17 protein-coding genes are annotated in these 18188 nt (G+C 59.4%); 9 read left to right on the forward strand and 8 right to left on the reverse strand.

The window, feature by feature from the left end; all coding sequences use genetic code 11:
• Window positions 1-76 precede the first annotated feature (76 nt).
• The 3 genes from ATY79_RS07970 to ATY79_RS07980 form a co-directional block, all read right to left on the reverse strand.
• Entirely contained in the window at window positions 77-1444 is a 1368-nt protein-coding gene (locus tag ATY79_RS07970) for a glutamine synthetase family protein (RefSeq protein WP_088692054.1), read from the reverse strand.
• A 146-nt stretch (window positions 1445-1590) separates the two neighbouring features.
• Window positions 1591-3144: an amino acid permease gene (locus ATY79_RS07975; protein WP_088691924.1), complete on the reverse strand. Its 1554-nt coding sequence runs from the start codon at window positions 3142-3144 to the stop codon at window positions 1591-1593.
• A 125-nt stretch (window positions 3145-3269) separates the two neighbouring features.
• A complete protein-coding gene (locus ATY79_RS07980) occupies window positions 3270-4043 on the reverse strand; it encodes an N-formylglutamate amidohydrolase (RefSeq protein WP_088691923.1) in 774 nt (257 codons plus the stop codon).
• A 176-nt stretch (window positions 4044-4219) separates the two neighbouring features.
• Between ATY79_RS07980 and ATY79_RS07985 the strand changes: the two genes are divergently transcribed.
• The 6 genes from ATY79_RS07985 (at window position 4220) to ATY79_RS08010 (ending at window position 9684) form a co-directional block, all read left to right on the forward strand.
• Window positions 4220-5092 carry a MurR/RpiR family transcriptional regulator gene (locus tag ATY79_RS07985; RefSeq protein WP_088691922.1) on the forward strand — a complete coding sequence of 291 codons (873 nt, stop codon included), beginning with the start codon at window positions 4220-4222 and terminating at the stop codon, window positions 5090-5092.
• 180 nt (window positions 5093-5272) lie between these two features.
• Window positions 5273-6376: an ABC transporter substrate-binding protein gene (locus ATY79_RS07990; protein WP_088691921.1), complete on the forward strand. Its 1104-nt coding sequence runs from the start codon at window positions 5273-5275 to the stop codon at window positions 6374-6376.
• Between the two features lie 70 nt (window positions 6377-6446).
• On the forward strand, window positions 6447-7340 hold the full coding sequence (locus ATY79_RS07995) for an ABC transporter permease subunit (RefSeq protein ID WP_088691920.1): 894 nt from the start codon (window positions 6447-6449) through the stop codon (window positions 7338-7340).
• Window positions 7337-8125, forward strand: a complete 789-nt coding sequence (locus tag ATY79_RS08000) for an ABC transporter permease (protein WP_088691919.1) — start codon at window positions 7337-7339, stop codon at window positions 8123-8125. The genes ATY79_RS07995 and ATY79_RS08000 overlap by 4 nt, the downstream gene beginning before the upstream one ends.
• Before the next feature lie 14 nt (window positions 8126-8139).
• Window positions 8140-9201: an ABC transporter ATP-binding protein gene (locus ATY79_RS08005; protein ID WP_088691918.1), complete on the forward strand. Its 1062-nt coding sequence runs from the start codon at window positions 8140-8142 to the stop codon at window positions 9199-9201.
• A gap of 177 nt (window positions 9202-9378) precedes the next feature.
• Window positions 9379-9684 (forward strand): NIPSNAP family protein, encoded by a 306-nt coding sequence (locus ATY79_RS08010; RefSeq protein ID WP_088691917.1) that lies wholly within the window; start codon window positions 9379-9381, stop codon window positions 9682-9684.
• 54 nt (window positions 9685-9738) lie between these two features.
• Here the strand turns inward: ATY79_RS08010 and ATY79_RS08015 are convergent, their stop codons facing one another.
• The 5 genes from ATY79_RS08015 to ATY79_RS08035 form a co-directional block, all read right to left on the reverse strand.
• On the reverse strand, window positions 9739-10740 hold the full coding sequence (locus ATY79_RS08015; protein WP_088691916.1) for an ATP-binding cassette domain-containing protein: 1002 nt from the start codon (window positions 10738-10740) through the stop codon (window positions 9739-9741).
• A gap of 12 nt (window positions 10741-10752) precedes the next feature.
• Window positions 10753-11835 carry a Gfo/Idh/MocA family oxidoreductase gene (locus ATY79_RS08020; RefSeq protein WP_088691915.1) on the reverse strand — a complete coding sequence of 361 codons (1083 nt, stop codon included), beginning with the start codon at window positions 11833-11835 and terminating at the stop codon, window positions 10753-10755.
• The gene (locus ATY79_RS08025) at window positions 11832-12674 is read right to left on the reverse strand and encodes a carbohydrate ABC transporter permease (RefSeq protein ID WP_088691914.1); all 843 of its coding nucleotides are present in this window, start codon (window positions 12672-12674) and stop codon (window positions 11832-11834) included. Before ATY79_RS08025 ends, ATY79_RS08020 begins: the two co-directional genes overlap by 4 nt.
• A 10-nt stretch (window positions 12675-12684) precedes the next feature.
• On the reverse strand, window positions 12685-13632 hold the full coding sequence (locus tag ATY79_RS08030; RefSeq protein ID WP_088691913.1) for a sugar ABC transporter permease: 948 nt from the start codon (window positions 13630-13632) through the stop codon (window positions 12685-12687).
• 185 nt (window positions 13633-13817) lie between these two features.
• Entirely contained in the window at window positions 13818-15077 is a 1260-nt protein-coding gene (locus tag ATY79_RS08035) for an ABC transporter substrate-binding protein (protein ID WP_088691912.1), read from the reverse strand.
• A gap of 520 nt (window positions 15078-15597) precedes the next feature.
• On the opposite strand from ATY79_RS08035, the gene ATY79_RS08040 reads away from it, so the two are divergent.
• The 3 genes from ATY79_RS08040 to ATY79_RS08050 are packed head-to-tail and all read left to right on the forward strand — an operon-like array spanning window position 15598 to window position 18168.
• Complete coding sequence (locus ATY79_RS08040) at window positions 15598-16482, forward strand: N-acetylglucosamine kinase (RefSeq protein WP_088691911.1); 885 nt, start codon at window positions 15598-15600, stop codon at window positions 16480-16482.
• Complete coding sequence (locus ATY79_RS08045) at window positions 16479-17243, forward strand: GntR family transcriptional regulator (protein ID WP_007802416.1); 765 nt, start codon at window positions 16479-16481, stop codon at window positions 17241-17243. Before ATY79_RS08040 ends, ATY79_RS08045 begins: the two co-directional genes overlap by 4 nt.
• A 49-nt stretch (window positions 17244-17292) precedes the next feature.
• Window positions 17293-18168 carry a hypothetical protein gene (locus ATY79_RS08050; protein ID WP_088703419.1) on the forward strand — a complete coding sequence of 292 codons (876 nt, stop codon included), beginning with the start codon at window positions 17293-17295 and terminating at the stop codon, window positions 18166-18168.
• Window positions 18169-18188: the final 20 nt, after the last annotated feature.

Consider the following 18188-nt stretch of genomic DNA (forward strand, 5'->3'; position numbering starts at 1 on the left):
AACCGGCGGACACCCCAAACAATCTCCTCAGATGGAAATCGTGTGACGGGACGCCATCCGGCCTTGGCTACGCCTATTATGCTCTTTCGAAACCGCGCGCCACTTCCCAGTCGGTGATGCGACGATCGTACTCTTCCTGCTCCCACTCGGCAGCACGGGTATAGTGGTCGATGACGTCATCGCCGAAGGCACTGCGCAGCATCTTCGATTTCGTCATGGCAACCGTTGCCGCGCGCAGCGTGCGCGGGATCTCGCGGACGCGGCGAGCGCCGTAGGCGTCACCGACAAACGGCGCCTCGAGTTCCATCTTGTTCTCGATGCCATCGATGCCCGCGGCAAGCAGTGCCGCGAAGGCGAGATAGGGATTGAGGTCCGAGCCGCCGACGCGGCACTCGATGCGGATCGCCTTAGTCTCGTCGCCGCAAAGACGGTAACCGGCGGTGCGATTGTCCTTGCTCCAGATCGCCTTTGTCGGCGCGAATGTACCGGCCATGAAGCGCTTGTAGGAGTTGATGTAGGGCGCGAGGAAATAGGTGATCTCACTGGCGTGGGCGAGAAGGCCGGCAATGTAATTTTCCATCAACGGCGACATGCCGTATTTGCCCTTCTCGTCGGCAAAGAGCGGCGTCTTGCCGTCCGCGCTCCAGAGAGACTGGTGAATGTGCGACGAGCTGCCCGCGGCGTTGTAGTGCCATTTGGCAAGGAAGGTGATTGCTCTGCCCTTTGACCAGGCAATCTCCTTACAGCCATTCTTGATGATCGCATGGCGGTCGGCCATCGTTAGCGCGTCGGCATAGCGGACGTTGATCTCTTCCTGACCGGCGGATGCTTCGCCTTTCGAATTCTCGACAGGAATGCCGGCTCCCTGAAGCCCGGTGCGGATTGCCCGCATGACCTCTTCTTCCTTGGTCGTCTGGAAGATGTGGTAGTCCTCGTTATAGGCGCTGGCGAGCTTCAGGTTGCGATAGCCTGAGGCATGCGCCGACTCGTAGGTCTGGTCGAAGAGGAAGAATTCGAGCTCGGAGGCCATGAAAGCCTTCATGCCCATGTCTTCGAGGCGCTTGACCTGCTTCTTCAGGATGGCGCGCGGCGAATGCGGCACCTCTTCGTGCGTGTGGTGGTCGAGCAGATCGCAAAGCACGAGCGCCGTGCCTTCGAGCCACGGAATACGGCGCAGCGTTGAGAGATCCGGCTTCATCGTATAGTCGCCGTAGCCCTTCTCCCAACTCGTCGCCTTGTAGCCGGATACAGTTTCCATCTCCATGTCGGTAGCGACTAGATAGTTGCAGCTATGGGTTTCCTTCCATGCGCTCTCGAGGAAGTACTCGGCCTGGAAACGCTTGCCCATCAAGCGGCCCTGCATATCCACCTGGCATGCCAGAACCGTGTCGATGCGCCCGTCGGCAACATCCTGCTTGAGATCGTCGAGAGTATAGATGCTCATATTGAATCCGCCTGAACCTTGAACTGAAAAATCGGGGCAACGAAAGAGCATGCCGCGAACGGACGCGCCGTATCTCATGCGTTTTCGTTGAGCCGGGATACGGGGCCGCCAGAGCGGCCCCGCGGCTATAGAGGGAAGTCGAAACCTCAGGCCTCGCCGACGGCCTTTTCGGCAGCCGCAATCTCGGCCTGACGGCGCGCGACTTCGTCGCCAATCGGCGGCCCCTTGAAGCGGCGGCTTTCGAAGCCGAACCATACGATCGCAGTCAGCAAGAGGAAACCGACGGTAACGTAAAGCGCAGCGCCGTTCGGCGGCTGGATGCCTATGACGAAGATCAGGACCATCGCGATGATCGACAAGACTGCAAACAGCTTGAACATGCCTTCACCGAGGTTCCACGGACCCATCTTGTCCCACTTCGATGTGCCCCAAGCGACGAGGCCGAGCGTGATCGGGATCGCGAAGGAGAAGAAGAGGAAAATGACCGTGCACGAGACAACGATCGTGTAAACCGGCGTCTCACCGATCTTCATGAAGTCGAGTGAGGTGAACCAAACGAACAGTACCGACAGGATCGATCCCGTCCAGATGGCCGCGACCGGCGTGCGATGCTTCGGGCTGACCTTCGACAGCGCCTTTGAGGCCGGCAGACCGCCGTCACGCGAGAAGGCGAAGATCATGCGCGAAACCGACGTGACCGTTGCCAGACCGCACAGCCACTGGCTGACGAAGATGGCAAGGTAGAGCAGATCCTTGACGACGGGGTTTACCTGACTGTCCATTGCCCAGAAGAACACGTTCCAGCCCTGCTTTGCCGCATCGTCCATGTTCGGCAGCATCAGCACGAAGGCGCAAAGCATGATGTAGCCGAAGAGCGCAGACCACAAAACGGAAGAGACCATACCGCGCGGAACGGAATGAGCGGCCTTGACTGTTTCTTCCGACGTGTGCGCCGAAGCGTCGTAGCCGGTGATCGTGTAGATCGGCAGCAAAAGGCCGAGCAGGAATACCCAAGTGCCCGAAGTCGACGGCCAGACGTTGCCGCCCGCTTCGCCTGAATAGTTGGCGAAGGTGAAAAGGCGGGCCAAATCGTAGGACGGAGCAGCGAGCAAGCAGACTGCGGCAAGAGCGATTGCCGTTGCGAAGATCAGATAGCCCGAAAAGTCTGTGAGCTTCGCAGTCAGTCCGATCCCCATGTGGTTTACCAGCGCCTGAGCGCCGGTAATGACAACCAGGAAGAGGATGCGAACTGTCGTCGTATCCGTCAGACCGAAGTAGCTCGTCCCGAAGGAGCCCATGAAGAAGTAATAGGTACCGACGTTGATCGCGCCGAGAACCGTGACGAGACCGAGCAGGTTGAACCATGCGGTGAGCCAGCCGGTGAAGCGGTTGCCGAGGATTGAACCCCAGTGGTAGAGGCCGCCCGCGGTCGGATAGGCCGAGCTGATTTGCGCCATGGCCACGGCGAAGACCAGCGAGACGAAGCAACCGACCGGCCAGCCGATACCGATGGCCGCACCGCCGGCACCCGCCGTGGCTTGCGCCAGCGAGTTGATACCGCCGGAAAGAATGCAAATGATGGAAAACGAGACGGCAAAGTTCGAGAACGAGCTCATCCGCCGTTCCAGCTCCTGGGCATAGCCCATGGAATGCAGGATATGCATATCCTGCTTCTTGTCGTGATCCGTGTAGTCGGACATGACTTCCCCCTGTTTAGCGATCAGCCGCGGAATTGCGGATGATCATCCAGTGCCAAAGTGCCCGTGACGTTTTCGCCTACGGGCGATCGCAGTTAGACTGCTCCCTGGGGTCTTTTTCTTTGTTTTCAGGCGTCCAGGCTTTGCCGGAGAAGCCCTGTCAGATAGTCGGCCATGACCCCTTGACCGTCTTGATCTGAGATGAGGTCGTTGCGGACCTCGATCATTACATTGCGCAGCCCGTTCGAAAGCCCGTGCAGAACCAGCGTGTGCGTCACGCCATCCGCAGGGCCATAGGGCTCGTTGCGTTCGATTTTGTAGAGAGGCGAGCCGGTCAACGCCACGTTCAAAACGCTGTCGGCGAAACGGCTGTCTTCGTCATGCAATATACCAATTTCCACGGCCCGCATCTTGCCGTGGTACACCGGAGTGAAGCTATGGATCGTCGCGATCACCGTCTCCTGCCCCCTCGCCTTGCGATCGCGAATCAGTGCGCGAATGCCGTCGTGGAAAGGAATATACAACGCTTCGGTTCGCGCGAGGCGTTCTTCCGCATTGAGGTGGGCGTTGCCCGGTATTTCGTAGATTTCGCTCTTCTCGGGCATGGCGCCAGCTGACTCCGGCGGCCTGTTGCAATCGTAGATCAATCGCGAAAATCGCTGGTGGATGAGAGTGGCATCGAGGGCTCTGGAAATCCCGCGTGCAACGGCCAACGCGCCCGGATCCCATGCGATGTGGCTTTCCAACGCCTCGGCTGACAGACCGAGTGTCCCGTACCGCTCAGGAAGCAACCGGGACGCATGTTCGCAGATCACCAGTAACGAGCTCCTGCCGTTCGGCCGTTCGACCGCAACGCACTCGCCTTCCGCTTCGCTTAGGACCTTGAACTGAGCAGGCACCACAGCCGCATCCCGATCATTAATAAAAAATGTATAAGAAAAGAATTCTTCAGGTTCCGACGACTGTCAAGCGCGCCCTGAAAATTTCTTTTCATGACAGCAGTTGACATGGATTGTGACAGCGTTGTTAACTTTCAGTGGGAAAGTGGCACAAGACCAATCCCGGGGAGCAAGTTAGCGTGACCGCTGCGTCGAAGACAGTTTCGGACGTAATCCATTCGCATTTCGGCACGCTCACGCGGGCCGAAAAGCAATTGGCAGAGAGCCTATTGGACAACTACCCCGTCTCCGGACTGGGGAGCATCACGACGATTGCGGAGAACGCCGGTGTGTCGACACCGACAGTCGTGCGCATGGTTCAAAAGCTCGGTTTCAAGGGCTATCCCGATTTTCAGGCGCACTTGCACCAGGAAGTCGAAGCGACGATCTCAAACCCGATCACCAAACATGACCGCTGGGCCTCCAACGCGCCGGGCACACATATTCTCAACCGTTTCGCCGACGCCATCATGGGCAACCTGCGCCAGACACTGAGCGCGCTCGATACCGCAACCTTCGACAATGTTGCCTCGTTGTTGTCCGATCGCAAGCGCAGCCTCTACTTTGTCGGCGGACGCATCACCGGCGCGCTGGCCGAGTACTTCTTTACCCATATGCAGGTCATTCGGCCGAACACCGCGCTGCTGTCTTCCAACTCCAGCAGCTGGCCGCAATACGTACTCAACATGAATCCCGGCGACCTCCTGGTTATCTTCGATATCCGTCGCTACGAGCAGGAAATGGTCAGTCTCGCGACGGCCGCCCGCAAGAGCGGAGCCGAGATCGTCGTCTTCACAGATCAATGGGGGTCGCCAGCCGCCAAGCTCGCGCGTCACACGTTTCGTGTGCAGATCGAGGCGCCATCGGCATGGGACTCTTCCGTCGTCACTCTCTTCATCGTCGAGGCGCTGATCGAGGCCGTTCAAAGCTCGACCTGGGATGAGACGAAGGAACGCATGAAGACCCTGGAGGGTCTGTTCGAGCAAACCAGGCTCTTCCGCAAACTTAGTTAGGAGGGAAAATAAGACAGACAGATGACGTGAAGCATTTGAGCGAACAACGTGTCGTAAACGAAGCATCGCCGCCAACTGCCTGCTATACAAAGAAAAAAGAAGGTCATCAAACTGTCACGAAAGCTTCACGTTACGTCAGTAACAGCATCGTCGGACACTGAAACCCGAAGGAGAACAACAGTGATCTCTAATATTTCAAAAATGCTCTCGCTTTCTACTGCGATTGTCGTTGCTTCTACTGCAATCGCAGCTGCTGAACCAAGCGCTGAACTCATCGCTGCCGCCAAGAAGGAAGGCACGCTGACGACGATCGCGCTTCCGCACGACTGGTGCGGCTACGGCGACGTCATTGCCGGCTTCAAGGCCAAGTACGGCCTCGAGGTCAACGAGCTGAACCCGGACGCAGGCTCGGGCGATGAAATCGAAGCAATCAAGGCCAACAAAGGCAACACCGGCCCGCAGGCTCCTGACGTTGTCGACGTCGGCCTCTCCTTCGGTCCGTCGGCCAAGGCCGACGGCCTGATCCAGCCGTACAAGGTTTCCACTTGGGACTCCATTCCCGACAGCGCCAAGGATGCTGACGGCTTTTGGTACGGCGACTACTACGGCGTTCTCTCCTTCCTCGTGAACAAGGACCTCGTCAAGGAATCTCCGGCTGACTGGGCTGACCTGAAGAAGAGCGACTACGCCAACACTGTTGCTCTTGCTGGCGATCCGCGCACTGCAAACCAGGCCGTTCAGGGCGTATTCGCTTCCGGTCTTTCGGCGGCAGGTGGCGATGCTGCAAAGGCCGGCGAGGAAGGCCTGAAGTTCTTTGCCGAACTCAACAAGAGCGGGAACTTCGTTCCGGTCGTCGGCAAGGCCGCACCGTTTGCTCAGGGCTCGACGCCGATCATCGTCGCCTGGGACTACAATGCCCTTTCCTGGGGTCAAAGCCTGAAGGGCAATCCTCCGTTTGAAGTCGTCGTTCCGAAGACCGGCGTTGTTGCAGGCGTTTACGTCCAGGCGATCTCGGCCTTTGCTCCGCATCCGAACGCAGCAAAGCTCTGGATGGAATACCTCTACTCCGACGAAGGTCAGCTTGGCTGGCTGAAGGGCTATTGCCATCCGATCCGCTTCAACGATCTGGCAAAGAACAACAAGATCCCGAAGGACCTTCTTGACAAGCTCCCGCCGGCCGCCGCGTATGAGAAGGCAATCTTCCCGACGCTCGAGCAGCAGAAAGCGGCCAAGGAAACCATCACCAAGAACTGGGATTCCGTGGTCGGCGCCAACGTCAAGTAATGTTTGAAACTGCCTCTCCGCCGCGAGGCGGAGAGGCGTCCAGTCAGTTGCCCGATAAGGCCGTCCGTCTATGAGCAGTGTTTCAACCGCCGTCGTCAGCACCACGCCCCTGATAAACCGTGACAGAGTGATCGACTGGCTCGGCATCGCGCCATTCATGATCTTCGCGCTGATGTTCTTGATCATCCCGACGGTTTATCTGGTAGCGGGCGCTTTCCTTACGCCCGAAGGCGACCTGACCCTCCGGAACATTGCCGACCTGTTCACGCCGTCGATCCTCAGTGCCTACTGGATCAGTATCAAGGTGTCGGTGGCATCGGCCCTCGGTGGCGCGGTGATTGGCTTCTTTCTCGCCTGGGCAGTCGTGCTCGGCGGCCTACCGAACTGGGTTCGCTCAGGCCTCCTGACCTTCTCCGGTGTTGCCTCCAATTTCGCGGGCGTGCCCCTCGCCTTCGCCTTCCTCGCCACGCTCGGACGCACCGGTCTCGTAACCGTTTTGATGCGTGACTGGTTTGGCTTCAATCTCTATTCCACCGGCTTTAACCTGCTGAGCTTCTTCGGTCTCACCATCACCTATATGTACTTCCAGATCCCGCTGATGGTGCTGATCCTGACGCCGGCGCTCGACGGCATGAAGAAGGAATGGAAGGAAGCAGCATTGATCCTCGGCGCGACCAATGGCCAGTACTGGCGCATGGTCGCCTTCCCGATCCTCTGGCCGAGCCTGATGGGCACGACACTGCTTCTCTTCGCAAACGCCTTCGGTGCGATCGCCACCGCGTATGCCTTGACCGGTAGCTCGCTCAACATCGTGCCGATCTTGCTCTATGCGCAGATCCGCGGTGACGTGCTTCACAATGCCAACCTCGGCTACGCCCTTGCGCTTGGCATGATCGTCATCACCGGTCTGTCCAACCTCCTCTATATCCTGCTGCGCATGCGCGCCGAACGGTGGCAAAAATGAAGACATCACGCCTTGGAGCTTGGATCGCCATTGCGATCGGCGCGATCTACTTTGTCCTGCCGCTCATCGCCACCGTTGAATTCTCGCTGCGTATGCGCCGCGGCACGTACAGTTTCGACGCCTACGCTTCGGTTTTCTCCGATGCGCAATTTCGCGAGACCTTCGGCTATTCGATGCTGATGGCGTTGCTGACGATCGTTTTCGGCATGCTGCTCGTGGTTCCGACGGCCTATTGGGTGCGGCTGCGCTTGCCGCAGATCCGTCCTATCGTCGAGTTCATCACGCTGCTGCCGCTGGTTATCCCGGCAATCGTGATCGTGTTCGGTTACCTCAGAATGTATAATTCGTCGTCGATCCTCCCGCTCACCGGCTCGACCTCGGGTACGAATATCCTGCTCGTCCTGTCCTACATGACGCTGTCGTTGCCCTACATGTACCGCGCCGTCGACACCGCCATGCGCGCAATCGACGTCCGTACGCTCACCGAGGCCGCGGAAAGCCTCGGCGCAAGTTGGACGACGATCATGTTCAAGTGCATTTTCCCGAACGTCATGAGCGGCGTGCTCTCGGGCGCCTTCATCACACTTGCAATCGTCATGGGCGAATTCACCATGGCCGCGCTCCTCAATCGTCCGGCCTTCGGGCCATACCTCCAGCTGGTCGGCGCCAACCGCGCCTACGAGCCGTCGGCCTTGGCTGTCATCGCCTTCTCGATCACCTGGCTCAGCATGGGCCTCCTGCAACTCGTCTCCCGCTTCCACAAAGCCGCCCCGGCTAAGTCGTAAGGTATCTGGTTTTCATGGCTTTTCTCGAACTCGCAAACCTCAAGAAATCCTTCGGCAACACGCAGGTCGTGCATGACTTCAACATGCAGATCGAGAAGGGTGAATTTATCTCCTTCCTTGGCCCATCGGGCTGCGGCAAGACGACCGTTCTGCGCATGATCGCGGGCTTTGAAACGCCTTCGGGCGGCCGCATCGCGATCGGCGGCAAGGAGCAGAACAATCTGAAGCCCAACAAGCGCAATATCGGCATGGTCTTCCAGGCTTATGCGCTGTTTCCCAACATGACCGTTCACGACAATGTCGCCTTCGGCCTGAAAGTCGCCGGCACGCAACCCGCCGAGATTGATGCCCGCGTCAAGGAAATGCTCGGGCTGATCAAGCTCGACCATCTTGCCGACCGCTACCCCTATCAGCTCTCCGGTGGCCAGCAGCAGCGTGTTGCGCTTGCCCGCGCGCTTGCCGTGCGTCCGCAGGTCCTGTTGCTTGACGAACCACTGTCTGCTCTCGACGCCAAAATCCGCGTATCGCTTCGCGAGGAAATCCGCGCCATCCAGCAGAAGCTCGGCATCACCACCGTCTTCGTGACACACGATCAGGAAGAAGCTCTCTCGATCTCCGACCGCATCGTCGTCATGAACGCCGGCCGCGCCGACCAGATCGGCACGCCGTTCGAGATCTACAACACGCCGGCGACGCGCTTCGTCGCTTCCTTCGTCGGAACGCTCAACATGATCGAAGCGAAAGTCGTTGATCCGGCCGCCAACCGGATCCAGATCGGCGATCAGGGCGTGACCTTGAAGCAGTCGGTCGCCGCCTTCAACGCCGGTGATACCGTATCGCTGGCGCTCCGTCCGGAAGCCGGCTCACTGGCCGAGGGAACGCCGAGCGATACCAAGCTGACCGGCCAAGTCGTGTCCGCCCACTTCCTCGGCTCGGTCATCCGCACGCGCATGAACGTCGGCGGCAATGTCATTTCCTTCGACATGTTCAATAGCCCAGGCGTTGCCCCTCCGGCAGCCGGCGAAACAGTGACGCTTCGCTTCATGGCGGCTGATCTGCTCGTCATCCACGACTGATCGGGCACTCCGCGTCCACTTTTGCGGTTTTGCCACGCGCGTTTCCGGATTTCCGGCGCTGTATTTTACAGCGCCGGAAATTGCATGAACGACAGCTGAAACGCTTTCGTTCAGCAAAGTGAGCGTCATCTCCCCGCCAAGACGACGCCGGCACGCCCCCCCAAACAGGATGTTTCAATGATTACCTGCTACCTGCGATATACGATCGACCCATACAAGATCGGCGAATTCGAGGAATATGCGCGGCTCTGGATCCCGATCGTCAATCGAATGGGTGGCACCCATCACGGCTATTTCCTGCCGTCCGAGGGCGCCAACAACATTGCCGTCGCACTCTTTTCGTTCCCGAACCTCGCGGCCTACGAAGACTATCGCACGCGCATGGCAAGCGACCCGGAATGCCAGGCCGCGTTCGATCTCGACAAGCGGAACCGCAGCATCATCAGCTACGAGCGCAGTTTCATGCGCCCCGTTCTTGGCTGATCGGTAGAAATGGAAAGCCCCGCTCGATGGCGGGGCTTTTGGTTTGTGGCAGACTTAGCGGATCGCCTTGTCGTTCGCATCGAAGCGATGCATGTGGCTCGTGTCCGGCGTCGCATAGACGATCTCGTCGGGCTCGTACCTGTGCTCGCCGAAGAGCCGCGCGGTGATAAGACCGCACTGCTCGGATTCAAGATAGATGATCGTGTCCGCGCCGAGATGCTCGACGTGCACAACCTTCGCCCGCCAAGTGCCCTGCTCGCGCGAAAGGGTCAAATGCTCCGGGCGGACGCCAACGGTCTTTGCACCGCCATCGGCGACCTTGTCGCCCGGAATGAAGTTCATCATCGGCGAGCCGATGAAGCCCGCAACAAAGGTATTTGCCGGGCGGTTGTAGAGTTCCATCGGCGAGCCGACCTGCTCGATCGCACCGGCATTCAGCACCACGATCTTGTCGGCAAGCGTCATCGCCTCGACCTGGTCGTGGGTGACGTAGATCATGGTCGCCTTCAGGCTGCGGTGCAGCCGGGCGATCTCGAGACGCGTCTGGACGCGCAAGGCGGCATCGAGGTTCGACAGCGGCTCATCGAAGAGGAAGAGCGCGGGCTCGCGCACGATCGCACGACCAATGGCGACGCGCTGACGCTGACCACCGGAGAGTTCCGCCGGGCGCCGGGCGAGATAGGGTTCGAGCGACAGCATCGAGGATGCCTTGGTCACCCGCTTGTCGATCTCGTCCTTTGGCGTGCCTGCCTGCTTGAGGCCGAGGCCCATGTTGTCCTTGACCGTCAGGTGGGGATAGAGCGCGTAGGACTGGAACACCATCGCGATGCCGCGTTTGGCGGGAGGCGTCAACGTCTCCTCTTTGCCATTGATGAGTACGGCGCCAGAGGTGACGTCCTCCAGTCCGGCAATGCTGCGCAAAAGGGTTGACTTGCCGCAGCCCGAAGGTCCGACGAAAATGACGAACTCGCCGTCCTTGACCTCCAGGTCGATGCCCTTCAGCACCTCATGCGTGCCGTAGCTCTTGCGGATAGATTTGAGTTGAAGCGATCCCACTAGTCGTATTCCTTACAGTTTGACCGGCTCTTGGAGCTTGACGGCTTGGCCGGTACGCACGCTTTCGTCGGCGGCGAGGCAGATGCGCAGCGAAGCGACAGCGTCTGCCATGTGGCGGTTGAGGTCGATGTCCTCGCGAATGGCTTTCAGCATGAAGGCCTGTTCGCGGTCGCAGAGTTCCTGATGGCCTGGCTCGCCTGCCATCGTCATGTCCTGGTCCGGTCGGATGAACTTGCCGTCGGGTCCCGTTTCCGCAGTGTGCAGGCGAATAACCGAGGTTTTGGTATGAGCGTCGATATCGTCGGACCTGGCCTTCGGGTCCATGACGATCGAGACCGATCCCTTCGGCGACATGATGTCTTTCACGAAGAATGCCGTTTCCGAGATCATCGGCCCCCAGCCGGCCTCGTACCAGCCGACGGAGCCATCCTCGAACAGCACCTGAAGCTGCCCATAGTTGTACATGTCAGGCGCGATTTCGTCGGAGAGCCGCAGCCCCATCCCTCGTACCTCCACCGGCTTGGCATCGGTGATCTGGCACATGACATCGACATAGTGCACGCCGCAATCGACGATCGGCGACGTCGTCTCCATCAGCGATTTGTGCGTCTCCCACGTCGGACCACTGGACTGCTGATTGAGATTCATGCGGAAGACATACGGCCCACCGAGCTTGCGGGCCTCTTCGATCAGTCGCATCCAGGACGGATGGTGGCGAAGGATGTAGCCGATCACCAGCTTTCGCCCGGCCTTCTTCGCCGCCGCCACGACACGCTCCGCATCGGCAACGGTCGTCGCAAGCGGCTTCTCGACAAAGACGTCGCAACCGGCCTCGAAGGCAGCGACCGCATAGTCAGCATGCGTGTCGGAATAGGTGCAGACTGCGCAGAGATCCGGCTTCAACTCGGCAAGCGCTGCCTGGAAATCCGAGTAGATCTCGTAGCCCTGCAATTCCTCCGGCAGCTTTGGTTTGGACCGGTTGACCAGCCCGACAATTTCGAAGCCGGGATTGTTGTGATAGGCCAGCGCATGGCTGCGTCCCATATTGCCGAGGCCGGCGACGAGAACGCGGATTGGCTTGTCGGACGCACTCACTTGACCGCTCCCGAGGTGATACCGCGGATGAGCTGCCGCGAGAAGATGACGTAGAGAACGAGGATCGGCAGGATTGCCAGCGAAAGTGCCGCAAGCACTGCGTTCCAATTGGTCACGAACTGCCCGATGAAGATCTGCGAGCCGAGGGTGACGGTCTTCGTCGCCTCAGCCGGCGCCAGGATCAGCGGGAACCAGAGATCGTTCCAGATCGGGATCATCGTGAAGACGGCGACCGTGGCCATAGCCGGCCGCACCAGCGGCAGCACCAGCCGGAAGAAGATCGAATATTCCGAGAGCCCATCGATGCGGCCTGCATTCTTCAGGTCATCGGAGACGGTCCGCATGAATTCCGACAGGATGAAGATCGCAAGCGGAATGCCCTGCGCGGTATAGACGAGGATAAGCGCCGTCAGCGTGTTGACGAGGCCGGCTGCCACCATCCCCTGCAGGATGGCGACCGTGCCGAGGCGGATCGGGATCATGATACCGATCGCCATGTAGAGACCGGTTAGCGTGTTGCCCCTGAATTTGTATTCAGAGAGCGCGAAAGCCGCCATCGCGCCGAACAGCAGCACGAAGAAGATCGAAACGACCGTGACGATGAAGCTGTTCTGGAAATAGGTCGCGAAGTCACCCTGCCCCAGCACCGTTTGATAACCGACAAGGCTGAAGGTCGAAGGTGTCGGCACCTGCATCGGCGAGCGGAAGATCGCGTTGCGGTCCTTGAACGAGTTGATGATCGTCAGGAACACCGGGAAGATGGCAACCAGCGTATAGCCAATGAGCGCCAGGTGTACGAGACCGGTGCGGATGGGGGATGTGCGTGCTCTGTTGGACATGGCGCACTCCTCAGAACTGGTACCGGCGCATGCGCCGCTGGATGGCAAAAAGGTAGAACGACACGCCGGCGAGAATGATCAGGAACATGACTGTAGCGATTGTGGCGCCCATCGAGCGGTCGCCGAGCTGCAGCTGGAAACCGAAGAAGGTGCGATAGAGCAGAGTGCCCAAGATATCAGTCGACATATCGGGTCCGGCAAGCGCACCCTGCACGGTGTAGATCAGGTCGAAGGCATTGAAGTTGCCGACGAAAGTCAGGATCGAGATAATGCCGATGGCAGGCAGGATAAGGGGCAGCTTAATCTTCCAGAACTGTGCCCATCCGGTGATGCCGTCACACTCGGCGGCCTCGATCACCTCTTCCGGGATGCTGAGCAGCGCCGCGTAGATCAGCATCATCGGAATACCGATATATTGCCAGTTGGAGATCAGCGACACGGCAACCAGCGCCGGCCCCGACTGTCCGAGCCATGGAGCGAAGAACGACTTCATGCCGACGAGGCTCATCAGCCACGGAGCGACGCCCCAGATCGGCGACAGGATGAGCTTCCAGATGAAGCCGACAATCACGAAGGAGAGCAGCGTCGGCAGGAACATGGCCGTGCGGTAGAACGCCACGAAGCGAAGCCGCGGCGTCGACAGCAGCGCCGCCAACGCGATGCCGATCGGGTTCTGCACGCACATGTGAATGACGAAGAAGATGAAGTTGTTGACTAGCGCGTTCCAGAAGTCATGTGCCCAGCGGGCATCGCCGAACAACACCTTGTAGTTCGCAAAGCCGACGAAGGCAGGCACGCCATCAACGGTGTTGTAGAACGAAAGCCGCAGCGTTTCGATCAGCGGCAGGATCATGATCGCCGAATAGACGAGGAATGCCGGGAAAAGAAAGACGCCGATGTGCCAGCGCACGGGGCGCTTGATTGGAACGACATCGACAGCGGATAGGGCTTCGCTCATGGCTTTTGCCTGTTCTTCTTGGCTGCACCTGGCGCGGCGCATCTGACACGGCGGGCAGAACGCCCTTCCCTCTATTCGTCTCCCCGTCCCTTCGGGTTTCGAAGGAGGCGGGGAGAGGAAAAGCGGACACGAAATTGGCTTTGAGCCGGAGTGAGGGACGGCTGATGCCGTCCCTCACATCGCAATCACTTGCCCGGCTTGAACCAGCCATTCAGGCCGTCCTGCAGCTTCTTGGCGGCATCAGCCGGCGTAACAGTGCCGTTGATGACGTTTGCAGAAGCGACCCAGGTCTCGTTTTCGAGGTTCGGCGTACCGCGCGACAGGATCTGGTAGGTCGAGCGGATCGTCGACTTGAACGGGCCACGCCAGGAGACGAATTCCTGGGCCAGCGGATCGCTCATCTTCACCGGCGTCGAGTTCAGGCTGAAGAAGCCCGGCAGCGCGTTGGCGTAGATTTCGGCAAATTCCGGCGAAGCGACCCAGGTGAGGAACTTCTTGGCTTCCTCGGCATGGGTGCTCTTGGCGTTCAGGCTGACGCCAATATCCGGATGGTCGGAGATATAGCCTTGGTCACCGGCCTTCGGAACCGGCGGCGGGAACGCGCCCATCTTGAACTGGGCCTGACTGTTAAACAGCGAGATCTCCCAGGAACCGGCCGGATAGATCGCGGCGCGGCCGAGCGTGAAGAGGTTCTGGCTATCGGAATAGGTCTGGGCTTCGAAACCGTCGCCGAGATAAGGCTTCCACTTGGCGAGTTGCTCGAAAGGCTGGACCCATTCCGCATCGGTCAGCTTCTGCTTGCCGCCAACGAGTGCCAAGCGGCCATCTTCACCCTTCCAGTAGTTCGGGCCGATGTTCTGGTAGCCCATGGTCGCGGCTTCCCAGAGATCCTTCGTGCCCATGGCCATCGGGATATAGGTGCCGTCAGCCTTGATCTTGTCGAGGGCGGCGAAGAATTCTTCTTCAGTCTTAGGAACGGAGATGCCGAGCTTATCGAAGGCATCCTTGTTGTAGATGAAACCATGGATGACCGAGGCCATCGGCACGCAGAAGGTGGACTTGCCGTCATCTGTCGTCCAGGCAGCCTTGGCGACGGCCGAGAAGTTCTCGATGCCCGGCAGGCTCGTCAGATCGGCGATCTGTTTCTTGTTGAAGAGTTCGAGCGAGGCGTCGAACGGGCGGCAGGTGATGATGTCACCAGCGGAACCGGCATCCAGTTTGGCGTTCAGCGAGGCGTTGTATTCGGTCGGCGCGGTCGGCGAGAAAACGAGCTTGATGCCCGGGTTCTTGGCTTCGAATGCCGGGATGATCTTTTCCTGCCAGATCTGCAGGTCGTCGTTGCGCCAACTTTCAATCGTCAGCGTGACGTCGGCGGCATGAGCAAAGCCAACTGATGTCAGCAGGCTGGATGCCAGCAAGAAGCCTTTAAGTGCGGTGTTCTTCATTTCCCTCTCCTGTTTTATGCGCCGATGAAGCGCTGTTCCTGACCTGAAACAAGCGTTCGCGTGCGTGAGGTCACACGCAACGCCACTTTAAGGGCCGTCAACAACTGCCGGCCCGAAGCTCAACCGGCACGACAGGTCGCCCCGTCGGCCAGACAGCGTACCCGAACAAGAAACCGATCCGGCACAGCCATGAAAGGGAAAACTGATGGCGAGAACGGCTTGAAGGCGGCAGAGCCGCCACGGCCGAATCCGCATTTCATCGAGTGGCCCGGCTTATCTCTGTCCTGCCGGTTTATCGCTGCCCGATGCTCTGTTCCCTTTGAGTTGAATTAAGGCCAAAAAAATACCAATTGTCCAGCCAATTTTAACATCCAAGCAACAGAAATGCCGCATTAAAAATTTTATCATTTAAAATCAATAGCATAAAAAGATGAGCTTTTGCCACGCTTTGCACTTGGTAAATGGTATTTTTTTGGTATTGTAATGAAAACAAGGGAATGAGCGGATTTTTGGTGGTTCAATGACAGAACTTACGATCGGCATTGATGGCGGCGGTTCCAGCTGCCGTGCCGCAGTGACGGATGCGACAGGACGTGTCCTTGGTCGTGGCACGGCCGGCCCATCGAACATCCTGTCCGACCTCGACAATTCATTGCTCAACATCATTGCATCGGCCAAGAACGCGTTGAGCGACGCCGGCCTGCCCCCTGAAGCCGTTTCCAGCGTAGCAGCCGTCATCGGCGTCGCCGGCGCAAATGTCGGCGACTATGCCGAACGGATCGAGCGCTCCCTGCCCTTTGCCAGACGTCGTATCGTCACCGATGCGACCACCGCGCTCCAAGGCGCACTGGGCGATTCGGACGGCGTAATCGGCGCCTTCGGCACCGGCTCTGTCTACAATGCGCGCCGCAACGGAAAGCTTTACGGCATCGGCGGCTGGGGCTTCATTGTCGGCGATCAGGCAAGTGGCGCCCGTCTCGGCCGTGACCTGTTGGAACAGTCCTTGCTAGCGCATGACGGCGTGCGCCCCTCCTCGCCTGCGACCCAGACGGTCATGGCCGAGTATGGCGACGATCCCGAGCGTGTCGTGGAATTTGCCCATGTCTCCCGCCCCAATGACTTCGCTCGTTATGCGCCTGTCGTCTTTGAGGCTGCCGCTAAGGGCGACCCTGTTGCGACGGCGATCGTGCGGAACGCAGCGGCCTCGATCGGCGAGAGCCTTGATGCGCTGCTCTGGCCGGAGTGCGAGGCGATTTGCCTGTTGGGTGGATTGGCGAAAGCCTACCGTCCATGGCTTGCGGAACGTCACATTAGCCTGCTGCGAGAGCCCAGGGGAGATGTCCTGCAGGGCGCCATCGATCTCGCGGTGAAGTTTTTGCACGAGGAAGGAACAGGCGCGGCATGACCGACGATTTCGCAAGCCTCCTTTCCCCCGAGCGCCTTCAAGCCGGCGGTACTGGGCCGCTTTACGTCAAATTGCGCCGAACGCTGGAAGATGCCATTCGCACGGGCACGCTCAGCCATGGCGACGCTCTGCCGCCCGAGCGCGATATCGCCGAATTTGCAACGGTCAGCCGGGTGACAGTGCGCAAGGCAATCGATGAGCTTGTTGCCGACGGCCTGCTTGTCCGTCGCCATGGCTCCGGAACCTTTGTGACGAAGCCGGTGTCGAAGGTCGAGCAGCGCCTCTCGCAGCTCACCTCATTTACCGAGGATATGGCCCGTCGCGGCATGACCTCGCGCTCCGAATGGCTCCACAAGGGCATTCATACACCCTCGCCCGATGAAATGATGATTCTCGGCCTCGCAACCGATGTCAGAGTTTCACGCCTCAGCCGTCTGCGCATTGCCGACGATCAGCCGCTGGCAATTGAAAACGCCAGCGTCTCCGGCGAATTCCTTCCGGATCCCTTCGTCGTGACGACGTCGCTCTATGCGGAACTTGAGCGTCGCCAGGTCCGCCCGGTCCGCGCCGTGCAGCGGATTTCCGCGACAAACATGAAGGAGGCCGACGCCCATCTCCTCGGCGTCCCCGTCGGCGCCGCGGGGCTGTCGATCGAACGCATCTCCTATCTGGGCTCCGGCCGGGCGGTCGAGTTCACCCGCTCGCTCTATCGTGGCGACGCCTATGATTTTGTCGCCGAACTGACGATCGGTGCGCCGTGATGCCCGGTCGCATTGAAGGGACGGTCAAGGGCGTCTATTCAATATGCCCATGACGACTCGCATCACGATCCTCGACAGCATCTCCGATCCCGGAAATCCCGCAAAGCCGAACGACGACAGCTTCGGCTATAACGACGCCTGCGCCTTCGTCATCGACGGTGCAACGGGCCTCGGCGATCGCCAGTATATGGATGAGGCAGGCAGCGACGCCGCCTGGATCGCCCGGCATTTCGCCCGCGGCTTTCAGGATCAGATCACCCGTGAGTCCAGTGTCTCAGAGGTTGCGCACGACCTGTCTCTCGCAGCTCGCTCGGCGTTTCTGAGCCGCCACGAGACCGTGCCGCGTTACGCCTGGCCGTTGACCGCGTTCGCGATGCTGCATCAGACTGATGACGGTTTCCACTTCATAGGCCTCGGCGACTCCTGCCTTTTTCTACTGGAGGAAAATGGCTTCGCCACCATGCACATGGCAATTCCGGGCGCCTACCAGCATGAACAAAACCAGGCGCGAAAGCACATTGCGCGAACGGGCGGCATCACGAAGGAAGGTGGCGCGCTCGGCAATTCCGAGACCCTCGCCTTGTTGCGCCAGCACCGCGAGCGGCAGAATACGCCGGAGAGCGGGGTTTGGACCCTCGGCCTCGTACCGGAGGCCGCCGACCATCTGGTTTCCGAGCGGCTTGTTATCAGAGGCAGGGCGCACGCGATCATCTGCAGCGATGGCTTCTCGGACTTGGCGGTCCTCTACGCGGCCTATGATTCCGAAAGCCTCGTGCGCACCGCGCGCGAAAAGGGTCTGCGGTCGATGGTGGAGGAACTCAGGCGCTTCGAACGCGAGATCGATCCCGAAGGCCTGCGCTATCCGCGCTATAAGCAGAGCGACGACACCACGGCCCTACTCGTCCAATTGACGCCCAGCACCTGAGACGGTTTCCGATTCAGTTT

The organism is Rhizobium sp. R693 (assembly GCF_002211315.1).
Classification (GTDB): Bacteria; Pseudomonadota; Alphaproteobacteria; order Rhizobiales; family Rhizobiaceae; genus Rhizobium.